Below are 20,169 nucleotides of genomic sequence, written 5' to 3'. Positions count from 1 at the left end.
CGCCCCGCTACCCCAGTGTTGCGATCACGGGTATTGCAACGGCTCAGTCGCCGAAGACCCGTTCGAAGCCCTCGGGGATGATCAGGTCCTTGCGCGACAGGTCGGCGACGTCGTCGCGCCCCAGTCCCATCAGGGCCGAGTCGATACCCATGCGCAGCAGGTCCAGCACGTTCTCGACACCGGCCTGGCCGTTGGCCGCGAGCCCCCAGAGGTAGGCGCGGCCGATCATCACGGCCTTGGCACCCAGGGCGAGTGCCTTCACGACGTCGCTGCCCCGGCGGATCCCGCCGTCGAGGAGCACGTCGACGTCCTTGCCGACCTCGTCGGCGATCGGCCCGAGAACGCGGATCGTCGCCGGGGTGCCGTCGAGGTTGTTGCCGCCGTGATTGGAGACCGAGATCGCCGTCGCACCGATGTCGACGGCCCGCTTTGCGTCGTCGATGCGGGTGATGCCCTTGACCATGAACGGGCCGTCCCACTGCTCGCGCAGCCACTTGAGGTCCTCCCAGGTGGGCGGCGGGGTGTTCATCCAGGTGCCGTACACGTCGAAGAAGGTGGGGCCCGGCTCGTCCTTGTGGGCGATGTTCGGGGCGGAGAGGTCCGGGATGATCAGCTTGCCGTCGCGGAACCAGCTCAAAGCGTAGCGCGGCTTGGTGATCATCTCCGGCGCCAGCTTGGCCACCGCTCGCAGATCCACCTGCTCGGGGATCTCCGGGCTGCCCCAGTCGCGGCCGATGTTGAACACCCAGTCGGTGGTGACGATCAGGCCCTTGCAGCCCGCCTCCTTGGCGCGCTGCGCGCGGGCGAGGATCTCCTCGCGGCTGCCGAGCCAGTAGATCTGGAAGAAGATCTTGTCGTTGACCGCGGTGACCTCTTCGACCGGCTTGCTCGCAAAGCTCGACAGTCCCATCGCCGTTCCGCGGGCGGCGGCGGCCCGCGCGACGGCGACCTCGCCGTCGGGGTCGACGGCCTGCACGCCGGTCGGCGAGATCATGACCGGGAACGAGATCTCCTGCCCCATCACCGTGGTGGTGAGGTTGCGCTCCGGCGTCGCACCGACGACGTGCGGCGCGAAGCCGATCTCCTTGAAGGCCTCGACGTTGTCGGTCACGGTGATGCCGGCCTGGGTCCCCGCGACCAGCGACGAGTAGACCGTCTTGGGCAGCCGCTTCTGGGCCCGTCGCTGCGCCTCCCCGATGGTCTCGAACCACGGGTTGCGGCGCCACGGATTGCGCTCCATCAGCTCGGCGAATTTCGACATGGGTATCTCCTCGAATGGGGGGTGGAACAGGGTGGCCGAAGCCGGGTCGGACGGTCTCAGCAGGTGGAACAGCCCGACGACGAGCAGCCGGTCGCCGTGGTGGGCAGGAAGCCCGCGAGCGGGTTTTCGTCGCAGTCGCGCGACGGCGGCCGGGTCATGAGCTGCAGCGGAACACCGCGGGAGTGGTCCTTGTTGGCGGTCGGTTTGGTGCGGTCGCCGGCCAGCAGCGACTCGCCATAGCCCTGGACGCACTCGGGGTCCGGGCCGTCCATCGGCAGACCGGTGAAGAACTTCGCCGCCATGCAGCCGCCGCGGCAGGCATCGAAGTGGTTGCACGACGCACACGCCCCCGCACTCTGCGGCTCGCGCAGCGAGGTGAACAGGTCCGAGCGCTGCCAGATCTCCTGGAACCCGCCGTCGGTGCTGATGTTGCCGGCCAGGAAGTTTTCATGGATCGCAAACGGGCACGCGTACACGTCGCCGATCGGGTCGATGAGGCAGACGACGCGCCCGGCACCGCACAGATTCAGTCCTGGCAGGCCGCTGCCACCGCCTGACGAAAACGCCGACAAGTGGAAGAAGGAGTCGCCGGTGAGCACACGGTCGCCGTGGGCGACGAGCCAGTCATAAAGCTCGCGCTGCTGCTCGGGCAGCGGGTGCAGGTCGTCCCACACGTCGGCGCCGCGGCCCGACGGGCGCAGCCGGGTGATGCGCAGCGTCGCGTTGTAGCGGTCGGCGAGCGCCTTGAACTCGTCGAGCTGGGCGACGTTCTCGCGGGTCATGACGACGCTGATCTTGGCGTCGCCGAACCCCGCGTCGCGCAGGTTCTCCAGGGCGCGCACCGCCATGTCGAAGGAGCCGGGGCCGCGCACCGCGTCGTTGACCTCCGCGGTCGCGCCGTCGAGCGAGATCTGCACGTCGACGTAGTCCGACGCGGCCAGCCGCTGCGCCACCTCGGGGGTGATGCGCAAGCCGTTGGTGGAGAACTTCACGCCGACCTGATGGCTGGTCGCGTAGTCGACGAGCTCCCAGAAGTCCGGCCGCACGGTCGGCTCGCCGCCGCCGATGTTGACGTAGAAGACCTGCATGCGCTGCAGCTCGTCGATGATGCCCTTGCACTGCTCGGTCGACAGTTCGCGCGGATCGCGCTTGCCCGACGACGAGAGGCAGTGCACGCATGCCAGGTTGCAGGCGTAGGTCAGCTCCCAGGTGAGGCAGATGGGGGCGTCGAGGCCGCGCTCGAACTGGTCGACCAGGCGGCCGACGGCCGGTGGTGCGGCGACCCGGGGCTGTTCCAGTGTCGTCATGACGGAGTCTCCTGTCGCGGGATGATCATGCCGGATTCGGCGAGCGCGCCCAGCGCTTGGACGTAAAGCGGGCGCGACGCACGGTCGATTCCGGCGGCGGTGAGGGCGGTGTCGGCGTCGGGGTAGTCGTGCAGCGATTGCACGATCCCGACGACGGTCCGGTTCTTGAGGAACGAAAGCTTGCGGGTGCCGAAGTGGTAGAGCAGCGCGCCGAACGGCTCGGGGCGCACGGCGACCTTCGGGTTGAGCACCCACGCGGCATCGAGCCGGAAGGCCGGCTCGGCGTCGGCGCGCGGGCCGTCGATCGGAGTACTGGCGGGGGTGGCGGCACCCGCCCCGGTGACCGATGCGCGGTCACCGGGACTGGTTGCCGAAGCGGGGGCACTCATCAGTAGACCCCGCACATCCCGTCGATCGAGACCTCCTCGACCAGCGATTCGCTGACGAGCTCGGTGTCGGTGACAGTTTCCTGATCAGCCATGATCCAACCTCCTATGGGCTAGTGATGCGGATCACGTTTGACTATAATGACACCGAGTGCAGAAACACAACGGGTCTGCGCAAAACCTGACCAAAAGGAGAGGTGACCAGTGAGCCGTCGGCCCGTGACGACCAAGACGCGCATCTGCGACCTCGCCATCGACCTCTTCGACCGCAACGGCTTCGACGAGACCAGCGTCGACGACATCGCCGCGGCGGCCGGCATCGCCCGCCGCACCCTGTTCCGCTACTACCCGTCGAAGAACGCCATCGCCTGGGGCGACTTCGACGTCCACCTCGAGGACATGCGCACCTTCCTCGACACCCTCCCCGGCGATATGCCGCTGACCGAGGCGCTCGCCGCCGCCCTCATCGACTTCAACGACGTCCCCGCGGCGCAGACCGCGCGCCACCGGCGCCGCATGCGCCTGCTGCTCACCATCCCGGCGCTGCAGGCGCACTCGATGATCATGTACGCCGACTGGCGCCACACGGTCGCCGGTTACATCGGCGCACGCCTGGGGGTGCCGGCCGACGGCTATCTGCCACAGCTGATCAGCTGGCTCACCCTCAGCACCGCACTGGCCGCCTACGAGCAATGGCTCGACGATTCCCACGACCCGTCGGCACAGCGTCTGCGCGACCTGCTCCTCGAGGGGAGCGGCGTGCTCGCCAACGGTATCGACGGCGCTCTCGCCCTGGCGCCGGTCGATACGCTAAATTAGAACACGTTCTAGTTGTTGGTTGAGAGGACGGCTGATGACCGACTTGGTCCCCCACGGCTCGCGCAGCGTCATCCTGACGGTGGCGCAGGTCGTCGACGAGACCCCTGACGCGCGCAGCATCGTCTTCGACGTCCCCGCGGCGATGGGTGAGAAGTTCACCGACTACCAGCCCGGGCAGTTCCTCACCCTGCGCATCCCCAGCGACCAGACCGGGTCGGTCGCGCGGTGCTACTCGCTGTCCTCGTCGCCGTCGACCGACGACAAGCCCAAGGTCACCGTCAAGCGCACCCCGGAGGGCTACGGCTCCAACTGGGTGTGCGACAACCTCGCCGCCGGATCCCAGATCGAGGCCCTCCCCCCGTCGGGCGTCTTCACCCCCGCCAACATCCACGCACCGCTGCTCCTCATCGCGGCCGGCTCCGGTGTCACCCCGGTCATGTCGATCCTCAAGACGGCACTGCGCATGGGCACCGGACCGATCACGTTCTTCTACGCCAACCGCGGCGAGAACGACGTCATCTTCGCCGACGAGCTGCGCGCCCTGCACGAAGCCAACCCCGGCCGGCTGACCCTCGTCCACTGGCTCGAGTCGCTGCAGGGGCTGCCCAGCATCCGCGCCCTCGCCACCTTCTTCAAGCCGATGGCCACCACCCACTCGGCTTACATCTGCGGGCCCGGACCGTTCATGGACGCCGTCCACGAGGGGTTGGCCAAGGCCAAGTTCGACCACCACAACGTGCACAGCGAGGTCTACAACTCACTCTCCGGCGACCCGTTCGTCGACGTCGAGCACGAGGAGGTCTCCGAGGAGGAGGCCGCCGACGCCGCACAGGTCGAAGTGGAGCTCGACGGCGAGACCCACACCCTCGTCTGGCCGCGCAACCGCACCCTCATCGACGTGATGTTGGCCGCCGGCCTGGACGCGCCGTACTCCTGCCTGGAGGGCGAGTGCGGGTCCTGTGCCTGCACGCTCTCGGAGGGCACCGTCGACATGGAGAACTCCGGGGCGCTCGACCCGGACGACATCGCCGACGGCTACATCCTCGGCTGCCAGTCGCGGCCCACCGCCGACAACCTCAAGATCGAGTTCTGACCTATACGCTGGTGGCATGTCGACGGACCGCCTGGCGAGAATCCTGTCCCTGATCCTGCTCGTGCCCGGGGTCTTACACTTCCTGACGCCCAAGCCGTTCGACTCGATCGTGCCCGAGGAACTGCCCGGCGAACCGCGCCACTACACCTATGCGTCGGGCATCGCCGAGGTCGGACTCGGCGCCGCACTGCTGGTGCCGTCACTGCGACGACGGGCCGCCGGCCTTGCCGCCCTGCTCTTCGCCGCGGTCTTCCCGGCGAACGTGAACATGGTGCGGCTCTGGCAGGACAAGGGCCCGGTGTTGAAGACCATCGCGCTGGCCCGCCCGCCGCTGCAGATCCCGCTGATCGCACTGGCGCTCAGGGTCTGGCGCAACGCCTGATCCCACTCGATCAGTTGGCGGTTGTGATCGGAAAGCGAGGACAATCGCTAACGGATCCCCGCCGAACTGAACTCAGCTGCGCTGATCGCGCCAGCGGCACAGCGCCTCGACGCGGTCCAGGTTGTATCGCGGCCCACCGGCGTCGGCGGTGATCAGTCCGACGCCCAGTTCGGCCATCTCGTCGGCTTGGCGCAGCACGTCGTCGACCGTCTTGCCCTTCCCGCCGACGGCCACCGACCGCTCGATCTGCGCCGGGTCCCGCCCGACGTCGGCGCAGTGCCGGGCCAGCACCTCCGACTTGTGGCGGTAGGCCTCGGCGTCGGCGAACGAATGCCAGATGTCGCCGTACTCGGCGACGATGCGCAGCGTCTTGCGCTCGCCTCCGCCGCCGATCAGCACCGGGATCTTGCGCGTCGGCGGCGGATTGAGCTTGCCCCACCGGTCGACGATCCGCGGCATGGCCGCACCCAGGTCGTCGAGGCGCGATCCGGCGGTGCCGAACTCGTAGCCGTACTCGTCATAGTCGCGCTCGAACCATCCCGACCCGATCCCGAGGATCACCCGGCCGCCGCTGATGTGGTCGACGGTGCGCGCCATATCGGCCAGCAGCTCCGGGTTCCGGTAGGAGTTGCAGGTGACCAGCGCGCCGAACTCCACCCGCGAGGTCTGTTCGGCCCACGCGCCCAACATGGTCCAGCACTCGAAGTGCGGCCCGTCGGCGTCGCCGTAGAGCGGGAAGAAGTGGTCCCAGTTGAAGACCACGTCGACGCCGAGATCCTCGGCGCGCAGCACCGCGTCGCGGATCAGCTGGTAGTCGGGTGCCTGTTGCGGCTGGATCTGGACGCCGATGCGAATGGCCATGGCGCTGATCGTACGGGCCCAACCGACGGGATTGAGGGCCCACTCGATGAAATCTTGGGCCCAGTCGGCGGAAATGAGGGCCCAGTCGGCGATTAGCGCAGGGAGCGGTAATGCGCACGCTGCTCGGGCGGCAGGTGCTCGACGGCGTAACTCAGGGCGGTCCGCCCCAACTCGGGTGCGCGCTCGTCAAGATAGGCGGTCAGCGACTCCCGCGACACCCGCTTGCCCATCTCGCGCAGCATCCAGCCCAGGGCCTTCTGGATCAGGTCGCGGCGGTCGTCGATGACGAGCGGGGCGACCGCCAGCGTCGCCGACGCCTCCCCCACCCACAGATACGCGTGCGTGCCGATGATCCCGACCCGCCTGTCCCACAACGATTCCCGGCGCGCGTAGTCGAGCAGCTCCGCGTCGTCGCCGCGTGCCAGGCACCATGCGCCGAGGATCTGCCGGGCCGAGGAATCCACCAGGTCCCAGTTGTTCACGCGCCCGGCGGCGATGCCGTCCCGGTAGCACTGCACCCACTCGGCGCGCCCGTCGGCCGACGCGCGGTCGAATTCGCCGACCATCAGGATCAACGCGATGAGCCGGACCTCGTGCACCTCGTCGGCGAGCAGTTCGGTCACCACCGAGGGCGACACCCCCCGAAACCCGCGCGCCAGGCGGCGCAACGCCGGCACCGTCACCCCGGCGAAGACGTCGCTCTCGCCGTATTCACCGGGCCCGGTCTTGAAGAACCAGGCCGACGACTCGGCGCGCTCGGAATCGCCAGCGGCCAGGACCGTCCCGCGGATCTGCGGTGCCGCGAGCGCCGGCGCCATCAGTCCGGCAGGACGTCGGCGATCGGCGTCGGGGTGAGCAGCTTGGGCCGGGTCTTCATGACCGCGCCGACCTTGCCCGCCCCGGCAACGGCGGTGAGCATTCCGTCGCGGCTGAAGTAGGCGAGCCACTTGTTGCCGTCGTCGGAGACGACGTGGACCTCGTCGTCGGCCTTCGGCCAGCCCAGCACCTGAATCTTCAGGTCGTACTGGTCGCTCCAGAAGTACGGCACGGCGGGCACGACGGCGTGGTCGGTGCCCAGCAGCGCCGCGGCGACGATCGCCGCCTGCTCCACGGTGTGGTTCCAGTGCTCGGCGCGCACCTGCGTGCCGCCGTGGTCGCGCCAATTCGCCACGTCGCCGACGGCGAACACGCCCTCGGCGCTGGCGCGGCCGACCTCGTTGCAGGCGATACCGCCGCCGACTTCGCGGCTGGCCAACTCGATGCCCGAGCCGTCGAGGAAGCCGACCACCGGCGTGGACCCGATCCCGACGACCACGAGGTCGGCGGGCACGGTCTGCCCGTCGGAGAGCCGGACCCCGGTGACCGAGGCGCCGTCGGTGACGATCTCGTCCACGCCGATCCCCGACCGCACCGTCACCCCCTTGTCGGTGTGCTGGCGCGTGACCAACCCGCCGATCTCGGTGCCGACGGCCTGGGCCAGCGGCGTCGGGGCGGGTTCGACGAGGGTGACGCTCATTCCCAGGGTGTGCAGGCTCGCGGCGGTCTCACAGCCGATGAACCCGGCGCCGATCACCACGGCCGCGCCGTCGGGGTGCTCCCCGATCGCGCCGCGCAGCTTCTCCGCGTCGTCGATGGTCCGCAGGGTGTACACGCCGTCGACGCCCTCGGCGCCGGGAAACTCCCGCGGCAACAGCCCGGTCGCGAGGACGAGCGCGTCGTAGGGCTGCTCATACGTCGAGCCGTCGGCCCGCGACACGGTGACCGTTTTGGCCGCCGCGTCGACGGCGTCGACATGCTCGCCGGTGCGCAGCTCGATCGACGAATCCGTGTAGAACTCATCGGGTTTCAGGTCGGGGCGGCCGGCCGGTTCGGTGAGGACCTTCTTCGACAGCGGCGGCCGGTCGTAGGGCGGGTGCGTCTCGGCACCGATCATCACGACGGGCCCCTGGTGCCCTCCGGTGCGCAGGTTCTCGGCCACGCGGACTCCGCCGAGACCGGCCCCCACGATCACCACCGTCGCTCCGGCGTCAAGCTTCTCCGACATGCCACCCCTCTCCTCAGGACACCGCTCCGCCCACCGGGGTGAGCCCCGCGAGCAGCCACGTCCCGTCGACATTACGCATCGCCGCCCAGCGGACCAAGGCTACCCTCTCCGGTTGACCCGCAGCGGCCTTCGGCGCCGCCCACAGATCGACGAAAAGCAGCACCCGGGCGCGGGATCCGTGCAGGTCGGCGACCCCGGTTCCGACCACCCGCGCGGTCAGGCTCATCTGCTGGCCGAGGGCCCCCGGGAGCACCACGTCGGCCCCCTGGCTGGCGTATTCGTCGGCCAGGCGACCGGTCAGCACGGCCGCGACGTCGCCGCGCACCGCGGGGTCGCCGGGGCGCTGCGTCATCAGTGTGGTGGTGGCCTGCGCGGCGGCGGCCATGACCGCGGATCGGGCCGCTGCCTTCCCGTCGGGCCGGTCGATCGCGTGCCACCACGCGAGCGCGGCGACCACCGCCAGCACCGCGGCGAATGCGGTCGTCACGACCGCCCGCCGGGTCACGCCTGCCTCGCCTTCGCCACGAGCCAATGCCCGTCGACCCGGCTCATCGTCACCACGACCGGAATCCGCTTGGCGGTGGTGTCGGCCCCGATGAGTTGCGGGTTGGTGGCTTCGGCGACGACGAGGACGGTGACGTCCCCGTCGGTGCGCGGCTCGTCGACGAGGGTCACCGAGAGCACCTGCCCGGTCGACGGCCCGGTCTGCCGGGCGATCTCGCCGACGAGTTCGGCGCGGCCCGCCTCGATCCGCCGGCGTTGCTCGCCGGTGGTCACCGCCAGCACCGCGTCGGCGTAGGCCTGGGCCTTGGCCGGGTCGGCGGTGAGCATGGTGGTCAGCGCGGAGCGGGCGGCGGCCTGCGCTTGTTCCCCGCGCTCGGTCGCGGCGGTGTCGCGGTGGGAGACGAAGGCCATGACGATGACGGCGACCACGGCCAGGGTCGCCACGACGACCGCGGCGCGCAGCCCGACGAGCAACCGCGCGCGGCGCTGCTGCGCCCGTCGCCGCAGCGCGGGGCCGGCCGCGATGCGCGCCGACCGCCAGCGGCGCAGCGCGGCGTCGCGTTCCCTGGTGCGGACCGGTCCGCCCGGCGCGGTCACCGGATGCGCTCCACCGAGTCGAGCAGCCAACGCCCGTCGCGAGACACGAACCGCACCGCGACGATCCGGTCGTCGGTGAAGGCCGGGTTCCGCGGATCGGTGACCGTGACGACGGCGACGGCGTCGACCCAGTCCCGGCCGGACTCGCCGACCCCGACCGACCGCGTGCGCCACCGGGCCGCACCGATCCGGTCGCCGCTCAGGGCAGCCGCGTTGGCCGCGGCGAACTCGTCACTGACCAGTGTGCGGGCGCGTCGGCTGTCCGCGGCAACGGTGGTCGGGGTGTGGTCGAAGACGCCGGCGATGATCGACGGCGCGGCCGCGCGCACGGCGTTGCGCTGGGCCCGCTCGTCGGCGGCGGCGCGCACCCCGGCCACCTGCCCGACGAGGACGGCCAGGGCGGCGAGGGCGACCACGGCTGCCGCCGCCACGAAGACCAGCCGGCGGCGGTCCACGACGGCCGCGGCGGCATCGGCGGCGGCGCCGGCCCGGGTCACGGGAGGTACTGCACTTTCGCGAGTTTGAACGCCCCGCCCTCGTCGACGACCACCACGCGCAACCGGAAGTCGGTGCTGCGCGCCGGAGCGGTCCTGGAGGCGGCGAGGTCCACCGATGCCGCGACGAGCACCTCGGCGCTGTTGTCGCGACGGGCGGTGAGCCCGGTACCGGTGACGCGTCCGTCCGACACGGTGCCGGCCGACCGGACGAACCGCGTATAGGCGTCGGCGGACTGCGCGAACTCGTCGTGGAACTCGCCGGTCGCCCCGGCGAGGATGCGCTTGGCTCGGTCGGGGTGGCCGGGGTCGACGGTGAGCAGCGCACCGACCCGCTGGGCCGCGGCGCGCTGGAAGTCGTCGTCGCTGGGGCCGCGACCGGCGATCACCGCCGCGACCAGCCCGGTGACGGCGGCGAGCGCCGCGAGTACGAGGAGTAGGCGGGGCCACCGGCTTTCCGTCCCGCCCGCCAGGGCGAGATAACTCTGCCGCTCCCGCCGCTCGGCGGCCACCAACTCGCGGTCGCGCGACGCGGGCGTCTGCACCCCCTCCGTCACTGGCCGATGCGCTTGTTGTACTCGGCCCGCGACGAGCTGTCGTAGTTGAGGAAGATGTGGTCCAGGCCGGTCATCTTGCGCGTCCGGCGCTTGAGCGCCTGCGGCATGATCGTGTTGGCGTGCACCCAGCCCATCGACCGGGGTGCGGCCGTGCGCACCTGCGGCTTGATCACCGTCGCGACGACCTGCGCGGCCACCACCTCGGGTTCGACGATGCGGATGTAGCGGTTGGTCTCCAACCCGCTGATCAGTCCGGTGTTGGTGAACGACGGCAGGATCGACGACACCGCGACGCCCGAGTCGGCGAGCTCGGCGGCCAGCGCCTCGGAGAACTCGATGACCCCGGCCTTGGCCGCGTTGTACACGGTGAGCCCGGGCATCGGCAGCCGCCCGGCGACCGACGCGACGTTGACGATATGTCCGTGCCCGCGGGCGACCATCCGTTTCGCGGCCGCCTGCGACCCCCAGATGACCCCCAGCAGATCGATCTCGATGGTGCGCCGGATCAGCGCCGCGTCGTAGTTGAGGAACGGGCCCACCGGCATGATCCCCGCGTTGTTGATGAGCACGTCGACCGGGCCGACGCGCTTCTCCGCCTCGTCGAGGAATGCCTCGATCGACTCCGGCGAGGTGACGTCGAGTTCGATCCCCTCGATCCCGAGGTCGGCGGCGGCCTTGCCGACGGCGTCGCCGTCGATGTCGCCGATCACCACGCGGGCCTTCGCGGCGAAGAGCTGCGTCGCGGTCTCGAAACCGATGCCGCGGGCACCGCCGGTCACCGCGACGACCTTGTCACGCAGGGCGTCCGCGGTCGGGGCGGGTTTGGATCCAAACTTCACTGAAGGTTCTCCTGGGTCTGTGGTCGCTCAGTAGATCATCGGGGCGAGGAACTCCGCGGCCATGCCGCGCGCGTACTCGGTCGTGCTCCTCGTCGGGTCCGATACCGGGTTCTCCAGGTAGGAGATGACCAGGCGCACATGCAGTTCGACGGCTTGGAGGAGTTTGTCTTCAGGCATGGTCGCTCCGGTGGCGCGCAGGGTCTGCGCGACGCGATCGGTGACCATCTGGATGAAGATGGTGTTCATCGACGAGGTCACGTTGCGGACCTCGTAGTCCTCGAGCACCATACGGCTGAGCAGCGGATCGGTGCTCACCATCTCCGCACCGGTGGCGAAGGCCTCGACGACCGCCTCGCGCGGGCCCAGCCCGATCACCGCCGCCTCGAGTCGGACCATGCCCTTCTCATAGGTGTCGGCGGCGACGGCCAGCAGCAGGCTGTCCTTGTTCGGGAAGCGTCGATACAGGGTGGACCGGCTGACCCCGGCGGCGACCGCGACCTCGTCCATGTTGGCGCGGCGGATCCCGACCGCGGCGAACTCGCTGGCCGCCGCGGCGATGATCGCCGACTCCTGGTCCTCGACGGTGGCCGTGGAGCGCGCCTTGCGCCCGGTCATGCGCGTCGCGACAACGTGACGGGCAGGTGGTCCTTGGGCACCGGCAGCGCGCTCCAGTCCATCGGAATCACGTAGTCGGACGGGACCGACCACTCGAAATCGCGCAGCAGGTTGTGCATGATCGTTTTGATCTCCATCTGGCCAAAATACAGGCCGATGCACTTGTGCACACCGCCTCCGAACGGGGTCCACGCGAATCGGTGCGCCTTGTCCTCCGCACGCTCCGCGGTGTAGCGATCTGGGTCGAAGACCTCGGGGTGCGGGAAGAACTGCTCGTCGCGGTGGTTGGTCATCTGCGGAACCACCACCAGCGTCCCCTCCGGGATGAAGTAGCCCTGCACCTGGGTGTCCTTGACCGCCGTCCGGGGCTGGGCCGGCACCGGCGGGCACAGCCGCAGCGATTCGCGCATGATGCGGTCGACGATGTCGAACTCGCCCAGGTCGTCGTATTCCAAGACGGCGGGCAGTGCCAGGGACTGCTCGCGCGCCCGCTCCTGCCACGCCGGGTTCTTGGCCATGTTGTAGGCCATCTGGGTCATGGTGATGGTCGAGGTGTCGTGGGCCGCCATGAGCACGAAGATCATGTGGTTGACGATGTCCTCGTCGGTGAAGGTGTGCCCCTCGTCGCTCTCCGCGTGGCACAGCACCGAGAACAGGTCGGGGGTTTGCTTCGCCCGCTTGGCCGGGATGTGCTCGTAGAAGAACTCCTCGAGGATCTTGCGGGAGCGCACGCCCTTCCACCACCGCCCCGGCGGGATCGGCTTGCGCACCAGGGCGACGCCGGCACGGACCGTCTCGATGAAGGCCTTGTTGAGCTTGTCGGCCTCGGCCTTGGGCAGTTCGACGCCGAGGAAGACCTCCAACGCGACATCGAGGGTCAGCTCCTTGAACTGGTCGAGCATCGTGACCCGGCCGGTCGGGAGGTTGGCGACGCGGTCGATGATGACCGGCTGCATCTCATCGAAGTAGCCCTTGAGCACCTTCGGGGTGAAGGCCTGCTGCAGGATGTGGCGGTGGTGGCGGTGCTCGTCGAAGTCGAGCAGCATCACGCCGCGGTTGAAGAAGGGGCCGATGAAGTAGCTCCACGCCGGGCCGTTGGCGAAGGCCTTGTCCTTGTTCATCAGGATTTCCTGGGCGGCGTCCGCGCCGGCGCAGGTCACCATCTTGATCCCGAAGGCGCTCATCGCCGAGACGTCGCCGAACTCCTCGCGCCGGGTCTCGGCGAAGGTGAACGGGTCGTGGCGCATCCGCAGGATCTCCAGCACACCGTTGCGCGGGTTGCCGGGGATGTCTCGCAGGTCGCTCCCCGCGGGGGCCTGGGCGAATACCGTAGTCATGAGCGGATCTCCGTTCGATTGACGCACCCGGAGTCCGGGCGCGCGACAGACCGGCTGTGGCCTATCTCTCACTGTACCCGCTATTGGAACAAATGGAACGCTTTGTTTCAAACTGGGGTGTTGCCCGCGTCTGCGACCAGCGCATAACACCGGCGCAGGCGGTCGAGCCACCACCGTTGCCGTGCCGGATCGGCCCGCGGGGGGTCCGACACCTCCACCCGCCGCGGGGACAGCATCGCGTCCGTCGGGACAAACGGATCGGCCGTCACATCGTCGACGAAGAGCGCGCCGGTCCCCAGCCCGCATGCATGGTCGAGCCGCGGCAGGGCGGCCGCGGTCGCCACGCCGGCACCGATCCCGACGGCGGTGTCTAGCGCGCTGGACACGACGATCGGTAGCGGGATCTGTTCGGCCAGCGCCAGCACGCGCCGCATCCCGCCCAGGGGCGCGACCTTGACCACCGCGATGTCGGCGGCGTCGGCGGCGACGACGCGCAGCGGGTCGTCGGCCTTGCGGATCGATTCGTCGGCGGCGATGGGCGTCGCGACCGCGCGGCGCACCCGGGCGAGCTCGTCGATGGTCCGACACGGCTGTTCGACGTATTCCAGGTCGCCGAGCGCCCCGATGGCGGTGACCGCCTCGTCGACGGTCCACCCACCGTTGGCGTCGACGCGCACCTTCTCGACCAACTCTCGCACGGCGGCCACGCGCGCCACGTCGTCCTCGAGGCGTTGCCCCTTCTCGGCCACCTTGACCTTGGCCGTGCGCGCGCCGGGGAAGCGGGCCAGGATCTGCGCGACCTCCTCGGCCGGCACCGCGGGGACCGTCGCATTGACCTCGACCGCCGCGCGCACCGGGGTCGGCGGGCCCAACCAAGCCGCCTCGATCCCGGCGGCCAGCCACGCCGACGCCTCCTCGTCGTCGTATTCGACGAACGGCGAGAACTCACCCCACCCGGCCGGACCGCGGAAGAGGACGGCCTCCCGCACGGTGATGCCGCGGAACCGGACCCGCATGGGCAGGGACACGACGACCGCGGTGGCGAGGAGGTTCTCGAGGGGCGCGATCACAACGGTGGCGGCCCGGCCGGGGCGCGACGGTCGAGGGCGACGCCCAGCCACGCGAATCCGACGACCAGCGCAACCACCACGATGACGTTCGCCACGGTTAAGGAGGCGGACCGGACCGCCAGTTCGGTCCGGAACTCCATGTCGGAGTTACCGGCGTAGTTGATATGCCAGTGTCCGAGCAGTCGGCCGGTCCCCCACGTTGCGAGCGCCACCATCAATCCGGCAACGGGGGCGAGAACCACGGGCACGGGGCTGCGGCGGCGCCCCAGGTACCAGGCGGCCATCACCAGGGCGATCGCCACCCCGAAATCGACCGTGAGGCCCCACGTGTACACCCAGGTCATGTCGTACCCGCCGAAGAGCCCGTAGTCGAACAGTGACTTCGCCAGGAACAACCACACGGGAATCCGCACCACCACGGCGACGGCGAGGATGATCGCCACCGCCGCCCGCCGGCGTAGGGCCGCGACGAGCACCAGCCCGATCACGGCGACCTCGGCAAGGACCATCACCGCGGTATCGGCGGAGAAGAGGATATCGTTGCCGCCGCCGCTGAGGAAGCCGATGACCGTCGTGAGGGCGTGGGCGAGGGCGCCGAGGACGTACACACCGATGACCGCCGCCCCGAGGAGCCCCGACTCCCGGCCGCTCGGCTTCGGTGTTGGCCCGCCCGCCACCGGCACCGACGGCCGCGGCGGGGGTGGGGCTGGATATCCCAGCTGGGCAGAGGGTCGGATGTTGGGCACGGGACTCGACATGGGAGAAACCCTAGCCGCGCGAACGACCATTACCCCGCCGCATCGCCGATTGCCGCATCGGTCGTCTGCGGGTCGACCCGGGCACCCAAATGCGCGAATCCGCCGATCGTCCCCAGCCACGTCAGCGGGAGACCGAGAACGACGGCGATGGAGACGAAGTACCAATGGGACTGCCACTGCTGACCGATGAGCCAGTAGAAGACCTGCGCTTCCACCAACAGAACGCATCCGGCCACCGGCGCCAGGGCGAGGACCGGCAGACGGCGCCGCCCGACGAACCACGCCGCCAGACCTCCGCCCAACGCAAGGCCGGATACGCCCACCGGCGAGGAATCGGCGAGTACCACCACGAGCGCCGCCACCACGAGCGTCACCGCCGTCCATCCCCGGGGTCGTACGGCCGGGTCGGCGGCGAGCATGATCGCCCCGCAGGCCGCGACGCCGGCACCGGCCACCATCACGACCATCGCGGTCGGCAGGGCAGAGCCCACAAGCCAGAACAACACCACGGCACCCACCGCGATGCCGCCAAGAGACATGGCCGTCGCCCCGAGGATGAAGACCCGCGTCTCGTCACTGTCTCGGCCCGAGTGGACGTCGGACTTGTCGCCGATGCGGCGATCGATCCACACGCCGAACCACACCGCCGCCACGGCGAGCGCCAAGACCACCGCGTACAGGCCGAAAGTGAACCAGAAGACCGCTGCCCCCGGGCTCAGGGCACCGGCTCCGGCGACCGCCGGCCCGGGGTCCGCGGGCCCGGTGAACGAGTATTGGAGGTACCCGACCATCCCCACCGCCGACCCGCCGACGAGCGCGGCGAGCAATGCCGCGCGGTGCCGCCGATGTCCCAATGACCACCCGGCGATGGCCAGCCCAGACGCCAAGGCGGCGATCACCGAATCCCCGGGCGCTTCGACGAAGAGGTACAGCAGATCCAACCCGGCAGCGGGAACCACCGCCATCGCCACCGTCGGGCGCCGCGACGATGGCGCGCTGACGATGATCATGGCCGCGACGAGCACCGTCGCAGCGGCGGCGGCGGTCGCAGCGTTGACCAACGACAGCGTCGAGTCCGTCGCCGTCACCGAATCGACGGCAATCCACACCGAAACCGCCCACAGCCCCAAGGCTGCGGCCACAATCAATGTCCCCCATCTCAAACCGTACATTCGAGATAGTGTAGCCAGTCGCAGCACTCTTGCCGGGCGCACCTTTGGAACAAATATTGTCACTTGTTCCAAACTCGGGGTATCGTGCGTCACATGACAGTCCAAAATTTCGACACCGGGGTCCGCGAGGCCGAGCCCAGCATTCTCGGCGCCCCGACGTTCGACGACGACATCGACTCGCTGGAGCTGCGGCTCGGCGCGGACTCGCTGGTCTGGAAGTTCTACGGCGACGTCCGTGGCGTCTTGGGCTTCCAACGACTCGCCGGCACCGAGAACTGCATCGAGCAGTTGGCGAAGGGCGTTGAGGACCACTCGATCATCTTCAACGACTTCCTCGGCCGCGCCCAACGATCCGGCCCGCCGATCATGCGCACCGTCTACTCCGACGACCCCTACCTCTGGGGTCACCGGGTGCGCGACTTCCACCGCGACATCAAGGGAACGATCAGCGACGGTTCGCGCTACCACGCCCTGAACCCGGAGCTGTTCTACTGGGCGCACGCGACCTTCGTCGACCAGGTCCTCTTCATCACCGACACCTTCATCCGACGGCTCAGCGAGGCGGAGAAGGAGCAGATCTTCGAGGAGTCGAAGGTCTGGTACCAGCTCTACGGCGTGAGTGCGCGCAGCCAGCCGCAGACCTACGCGGAGTTCTGCGAGTACTGGGACTCGATGCTGGAGCGCTTCGTCCCCACCAAGACGATCGTCTACGCCACCGGCTACCTGCGCCAGGGGATCCCCGGGCCGTCGTTCATCCCCAAGCCGGTGTGGCGCGTCGTGTCGGTACCGTTGAACGCCTTCATGCGCACCGTCATCGTCGGGACCCTGCCCCAGCAGATGCGCGACGTCTGCGAACTGGAATGGAACCCGCGCATGCAGAAGCGGTTCGACCGCTTCGCCGCCTTCATGCGGGCCATGAACCCGGTGTTCAACCGCCTGCCGATGAAGATGCTTTACCTCCAGTGGGCCAACGAGGGCTGGGAGCGCACCGGCGTCGACCCGCGCAAGATCCACAACGGCTGACCCGAGCCCGCTGCAGCCGTCACTCAAACGGGCAATGGACGTCGGCCTTGATGTCGGTCGCGGCGCGAATGTGGGTCACCTTGCCGTCGTTGATCACGAATAACGCGATCCGTCCGGTGGCCTTCTCGGTGAAGAACAGGCCATAGATCTTCGGGGGATATAGCGAGCACTGAGCCGACGGGGTGTCCTTGTAGGCGGATCGGACCTGCGCTTCGGTCTGGCCGATCTTGACGCCTCGATCAGTCTCGTCCCACTCGAACTGCTGGATCTCGCCGCGGGGACCGACGCGGATGACGCGGTCGCTCTGATAGGCGTTCTCCGGCTTGGCGAAGTGGTAGAACTCAGTTCCGGCCTCGAACACGCCCATCCCCGCCGCCTGCTTCGACACGTAAGTCCTGGGGATCTTCGACGCGTTGTCCCCAACGTACACACCACCGGCACCACCGAAGGTGAGCTTGCTCTTCGGACTGAGCGTTATCGGCGTTGACTTCGACGGTTCGCTGCGGTCACCGTTGCAGATGTCACGCTTGTCCTCGCCCGAGAATCGATCTCGCGACGACGAACGCTCCAACTCGCGGTAGGCCCACACGCCATCACACCACCCCAGGTCCGATGCCCGAACCCAGAGGACGGTCTTCGGGTTGCCCGCTCCGTTTTGCTGACTGGTCCCCCGACCCAGGGCCTCGCTCCCGCCCCAGGACTCCCAGACGATCTCGCCCACCGAACTCGCCGCCGTCGATGCGATGGAGAAGCCGTCCGGGCGGGCGGTACCGAAGCCATAGGCCGAGTTCTCCCACTTGTCCCGGCCGAGGACCGGTGTGGGTTTGGCCGCGGTTGCCTCGGGAAGACAGCGGCACAACACGACGGATGTCACCGTGCCCGACTCGACACGCGCCCCGCGGTAGCCGATCCGATAGCCGGTTCCCGCCTTCTTGTCGGCCTCGAAAACCGCTGACCCCGCCGATTCGGCGACAGGTTTGCCGTACAGCTCGACGGCCCGCGCGCCAGGCGTCCCGGCAGCCACCCCGTCAATCGTGACCCCCGCCGAGCCGGGTGGGTCGCCTGGCGCGATCTCAATCAGCTTGCCCTTGTCGTCGAAGACGTAGGAGCAGTCCTGCCACACGATGATGAGGTGGTCGCCGTCGCGGCGACCCCGGCGCGGGAAGCCCTGGATCGAGCCGGCGACCTCGTCGAGGGAGTCACCGATCTTCGCGTTACCCAGCTTGACCGGGTTCAGCCTTGTCCGCGCCGCCGGCGCGTTCTGCGCAGCCCGCAACCGTGCGCTCAACTGGGCCGCATTGTCGGCGGTCAGGAAGATGCCGCCCCCTTTGCCCGCCACACATTGCAGCGACTGGGCGTCAGTGCGCAGGCCGACGGCGCTGATCGTCACTTTCGGATTCTTCGCACGGATCTCCGCGGTGGCCGCACAGGGATCGGGCTCGCAGGTCGACTCTCCGTCGGACACCAGGACCACCGATGCCGGGGAGTCGGGCAGCATCGCCGCCGCCGCTTGCAGCGCCGTCCCGATCGGGGTGAACCCCTGCGGCGCCAATCCGGTCAGGGCCGCGGTCACCCCTGCCGGATCGTGCTTGCCCAGGGGTAGGACGGTCTTGACGTCCGCGCAGGCCCGGTGGGGTGGCGTGCGTTTGGCCGGCATCTGCGCACCGAACACGACCACGCCGGTCTTCGTACCTGCGGGCAGGCCGTGGACCAGGGTGTCGACTGCCTTCGTCGCCGCATCCCACCTGCGCCCCGGCGCATCGGCAGTCTGCATGGACTCCGAGGCGTCGAGCACGATGATCGTCGGGACGGCGGCCGCTTCGACGCTGTGGTCGGCTTCCGACGCCCCGGCCGTCGTCGGTGACGCGTCGCCGCCGACCGAGCACCCGGCCAGGGCCAGCGTGGCGGCCAGCGGAACAACCATCCATCGAATCGGGTGCGCAATCACCACCGCAGTATGGAACGACGACACCCATCACCTCGGCATCTGCGGGCAGATACGCCAGAATTGGACCAAACAGGTGAATCGCCTCGTCAGCGGTCGCGGAACCAGCCGTCGCGCTGGGCCCGCCAGACTGCCTCTTGCCAGTAGCCCCAGGCGTGGGTGCCCACCGGCTGGTAGTCGGTGCTCAGGCGCAGCCCGTTGGCCATCGCCTGCGCCTCGAACGCCTTGGTCTGCGCCACCGAGGCGGTCTCCAGCGGCGCCCCCTTGACCATGTTCACCGCGTTGACGTCATACCGTCCGGGTATCCCGGTGGCCGCCGCGATCCGGACCTTCATCCCCCGCATTTTGGGCGCCAGGTTGAACGGATCGTTGTCCATCCAGCGTTTGCTCCATGGCGGGCCCCACATGTCGTCGGCGTTGTAGGGACCCCGGCCAGCCTCGTTGCCGGCGTCGATCAGCGCGACCTTGACGCTCTCGCGCATGCTCGGCGCCGACAGGTTCAGGTACCCCGACATCGAGAAGGCGTGCGAGATGCGGTTGCGGTGGTAGGCGGCATAGGTGAGGGCGGAGTTGCCGCCCATCGAGATGCCCATGATCGCGTATTTGCCCCAGCGGCCCGCGGCCATCCCGCGGGCGTCGAGCTCGCGGACGATCTGGTTGAGGCGACACGTCCAGCGGTAGCGGAACTGTTGCTTGTTTCCCGGCTTGCGATCCCAGTCGGTGTAGAAGCTGGCCAGCCCACCGATCGGCTCGACGACGTTGACGCCGCGCTCGGCGAGGCGGCCGATGTTCGTCTCGTGGCGCCAGCCGCTCATGTCGTTGGTGGCGCGCAGGCCGTCGAGGGCGATCACCGTCTTGTAGTTGCTGGAGCGCTTCCACACGTCCACCGGCGAGGTCGGCATCCCGCACCCCGAGGTGTAGAACCGCGACCGCCCGACGGCATCGGCCGGCGCGGCCACCGCTCCCGTGGCGACCACGGCGCCGACGACGACGGCGGCGACGAGGGCCCGACGGGCAGACGGAATCGACGACGTAAATATGTGCACGTCAGAACCGTATTTTCGGCGACCCCACGCCCACAAGGGATGTGTCCCAATGCGAACTG

23 protein-coding genes are annotated in these 20,169 nt (G+C 69.2%); 4 read left to right on the top strand and 19 right to left on the bottom strand.

Annotated features, from left to right (window positions below; genetic code table 11):
- Positions 1-43: 43 nt before the first annotated feature.
- Genes mftD through mftA form a run of 4 tightly spaced genes read right to left on the bottom strand, consistent with a single transcriptional unit; the run spans position 44 to position 3,049 of the window.
- On the bottom strand, positions 44-1,261 hold the full coding sequence (gene mftD, locus nbrcactino_RS17095; RefSeq protein ID WP_161928658.1) for a pre-mycofactocin synthase MftD: 1,218 nt from the start codon (positions 1,259-1,261) through the stop codon (positions 44-46).
- Between the two features lie 56 nt (positions 1,262-1,317).
- A complete protein-coding gene (mftC, locus tag nbrcactino_RS17090) occupies positions 1,318-2,568 on the bottom strand; it encodes a mycofactocin radical SAM maturase (protein ID WP_161928657.1) in 1,251 nt (416 codons plus the stop codon).
- Positions 2,565-2,957 carry a mycofactocin biosynthesis chaperone MftB gene (gene mftB, locus nbrcactino_RS17085; RefSeq protein ID WP_161928656.1) on the bottom strand — a complete coding sequence of 131 codons (393 nt, stop codon included), beginning with the start codon at positions 2,955-2,957 and terminating at the stop codon, positions 2,565-2,567. Before mftB ends, mftC begins: the two co-directional genes overlap by 4 nt.
- A complete protein-coding gene (gene mftA / locus nbrcactino_RS17080) occupies positions 2,957-3,049 on the bottom strand; it encodes a mycofactocin precursor MftA (RefSeq protein WP_161928655.1) in 93 nt (30 codons plus the stop codon). The genes mftB and mftA overlap by 1 nt, the downstream gene beginning before the upstream one ends.
- Before the next feature lie 109 nt (positions 3,050-3,158).
- Between mftA and mftR the strand changes: the two genes are divergently transcribed.
- The 3 genes from mftR to nbrcactino_RS17065 are packed head-to-tail and all read left to right on the top strand — an operon-like array spanning position 3,159 to position 5,248.
- Positions 3,159-3,773 (top strand): mycofactocin system transcriptional regulator MftR, encoded by a 615-nt coding sequence (gene mftR, locus nbrcactino_RS17075; protein ID WP_161928654.1) that lies wholly within the window; start codon positions 3,159-3,161, stop codon positions 3,771-3,773.
- A gap of 34 nt (positions 3,774-3,807) precedes the next feature.
- Entirely contained in the window at positions 3,808-4,866 is a 1,059-nt protein-coding gene (locus tag nbrcactino_RS17070; RefSeq protein WP_161928653.1) for a ferredoxin--NADP reductase, read from the top strand.
- A 16-nt stretch (positions 4,867-4,882) separates the two neighbouring features.
- Positions 4,883-5,248, top strand: coding sequence for a DoxX family protein (locus nbrcactino_RS17065; protein ID WP_161928652.1), 366 nt, complete (start codon positions 4,883-4,885; stop codon positions 5,246-5,248).
- A gap of 72 nt (positions 5,249-5,320) precedes the next feature.
- On the opposite strand, the gene nbrcactino_RS17060 is transcribed toward nbrcactino_RS17065, so the two are convergent.
- The 13 genes from nbrcactino_RS17060 to nbrcactino_RS17000 form a co-directional block, all read right to left on the bottom strand.
- Positions 5,321-6,109 (bottom strand): LLM class F420-dependent oxidoreductase, encoded by a 789-nt coding sequence (locus nbrcactino_RS17060; protein ID WP_161928651.1) that lies wholly within the window; start codon positions 6,107-6,109, stop codon positions 5,321-5,323.
- 92 nt (positions 6,110-6,201) lie between these two features.
- Positions 6,202-6,927, bottom strand: a complete 726-nt coding sequence (locus tag nbrcactino_RS17055) for a DNA alkylation repair protein (protein ID WP_161928650.1) — start codon at positions 6,925-6,927, stop codon at positions 6,202-6,204.
- Entirely contained in the window at positions 6,927-8,153 is a 1,227-nt protein-coding gene (locus tag nbrcactino_RS17050) for an NAD(P)/FAD-dependent oxidoreductase (RefSeq protein ID WP_161928649.1), read from the bottom strand. The genes nbrcactino_RS17055 and nbrcactino_RS17050 overlap by 1 nt, the downstream gene beginning before the upstream one ends.
- 13 nt (positions 8,154-8,166) lie before the next feature.
- Positions 8,167-8,658: a hypothetical protein gene (locus nbrcactino_RS17045; protein ID WP_161928648.1), complete on the bottom strand. Its 492-nt coding sequence runs from the start codon at positions 8,656-8,658 to the stop codon at positions 8,167-8,169.
- Entirely contained in the window at positions 8,655-9,254 is a 600-nt protein-coding gene (locus tag nbrcactino_RS17040; protein ID WP_161928647.1) for a hypothetical protein, read from the bottom strand. The genes nbrcactino_RS17045 and nbrcactino_RS17040 overlap by 4 nt, the downstream gene beginning before the upstream one ends.
- Positions 9,251-9,751, bottom strand: a complete 501-nt coding sequence (locus nbrcactino_RS17035; RefSeq protein ID WP_161928646.1) for a hypothetical protein — start codon at positions 9,749-9,751, stop codon at positions 9,251-9,253. The genes nbrcactino_RS17040 and nbrcactino_RS17035 overlap by 4 nt, the downstream gene beginning before the upstream one ends.
- Positions 9,748-10,305, bottom strand: coding sequence for an Rv1363c family protein (locus nbrcactino_RS17030; protein WP_161928645.1), 558 nt, complete (start codon positions 10,303-10,305; stop codon positions 9,748-9,750). Before nbrcactino_RS17030 ends, nbrcactino_RS17035 begins: the two co-directional genes overlap by 4 nt.
- Complete coding sequence (locus nbrcactino_RS17025) at positions 10,302-11,144, bottom strand: SDR family oxidoreductase (RefSeq protein WP_161928644.1); 843 nt, start codon at positions 11,142-11,144, stop codon at positions 10,302-10,304. The genes nbrcactino_RS17030 and nbrcactino_RS17025 overlap by 4 nt, the downstream gene beginning before the upstream one ends.
- Positions 11,145-11,171: 27 nt before the next feature.
- The gene (locus nbrcactino_RS17020) at positions 11,172-11,759 is read right to left on the bottom strand and encodes a TetR/AcrR family transcriptional regulator (protein WP_161928643.1); all 588 of its coding nucleotides are present in this window, start codon (positions 11,757-11,759) and stop codon (positions 11,172-11,174) included.
- The gene (locus tag nbrcactino_RS17015; protein ID WP_161928642.1) at positions 11,756-13,096 is read right to left on the bottom strand and encodes a cytochrome P450; all 1,341 of its coding nucleotides are present in this window, start codon (positions 13,094-13,096) and stop codon (positions 11,756-11,758) included. Before nbrcactino_RS17015 ends, nbrcactino_RS17020 begins: the two co-directional genes overlap by 4 nt.
- Positions 13,097-13,203: 107 nt before the next feature.
- On the bottom strand, positions 13,204-14,112 hold the full coding sequence (locus nbrcactino_RS17010) for an o-succinylbenzoate synthase (protein ID WP_371864593.1): 909 nt from the start codon (positions 14,110-14,112) through the stop codon (positions 13,204-13,206).
- 50 nt (positions 14,113-14,162) lie between these two features.
- Positions 14,163-14,924, bottom strand: coding sequence for a hypothetical protein (locus nbrcactino_RS17005; protein ID WP_161928326.1), 762 nt, complete (start codon positions 14,922-14,924; stop codon positions 14,163-14,165).
- Between the two features lie 29 nt (positions 14,925-14,953).
- Positions 14,954-16,066: a carbohydrate kinase family protein gene (locus nbrcactino_RS17000; protein ID WP_228460951.1), complete on the bottom strand. Its 1,113-nt coding sequence runs from the start codon at positions 16,064-16,066 to the stop codon at positions 14,954-14,956.
- A gap of 123 nt (positions 16,067-16,189) precedes the next feature.
- Between nbrcactino_RS17000 and nbrcactino_RS16995 the strand changes: the two genes are divergently transcribed.
- Positions 16,190-17,119 carry an oxygenase MpaB family protein gene (locus nbrcactino_RS16995; protein WP_161928324.1) on the top strand — a complete coding sequence of 310 codons (930 nt, stop codon included), beginning with the start codon at positions 16,190-16,192 and terminating at the stop codon, positions 17,117-17,119.
- A gap of 19 nt (positions 17,120-17,138) precedes the next feature.
- Here the strand turns inward: nbrcactino_RS16995 and nbrcactino_RS16990 are convergent, their stop codons facing one another.
- Together nbrcactino_RS16990 and nbrcactino_RS16985 are read right to left on the bottom strand one after the other, a co-directional pair.
- On the bottom strand, positions 17,139-19,043 hold the full coding sequence (locus nbrcactino_RS16990; RefSeq protein ID WP_161928323.1) for a vWA domain-containing protein: 1,905 nt from the start codon (positions 19,041-19,043) through the stop codon (positions 17,139-17,141).
- A gap of 110 nt (positions 19,044-19,153) precedes the next feature.
- The gene (locus tag nbrcactino_RS16985; protein ID WP_161928641.1) at positions 19,154-20,110 is read right to left on the bottom strand and encodes an alpha/beta hydrolase; all 957 of its coding nucleotides are present in this window, start codon (positions 20,108-20,110) and stop codon (positions 19,154-19,156) included.
- Positions 20,111-20,169 lie beyond the last annotated feature (59 nt).

Origin of the sequence: Gordonia crocea (genome assembly GCF_009932435.1) — a bacterium.
Taxonomy (GTDB): Bacteria; Actinomycetota; Actinomycetes; order Mycobacteriales; family Mycobacteriaceae; genus Gordonia; species Gordonia crocea.
This window is presented reverse-complemented; position numbering and strand designations above follow the sequence as displayed.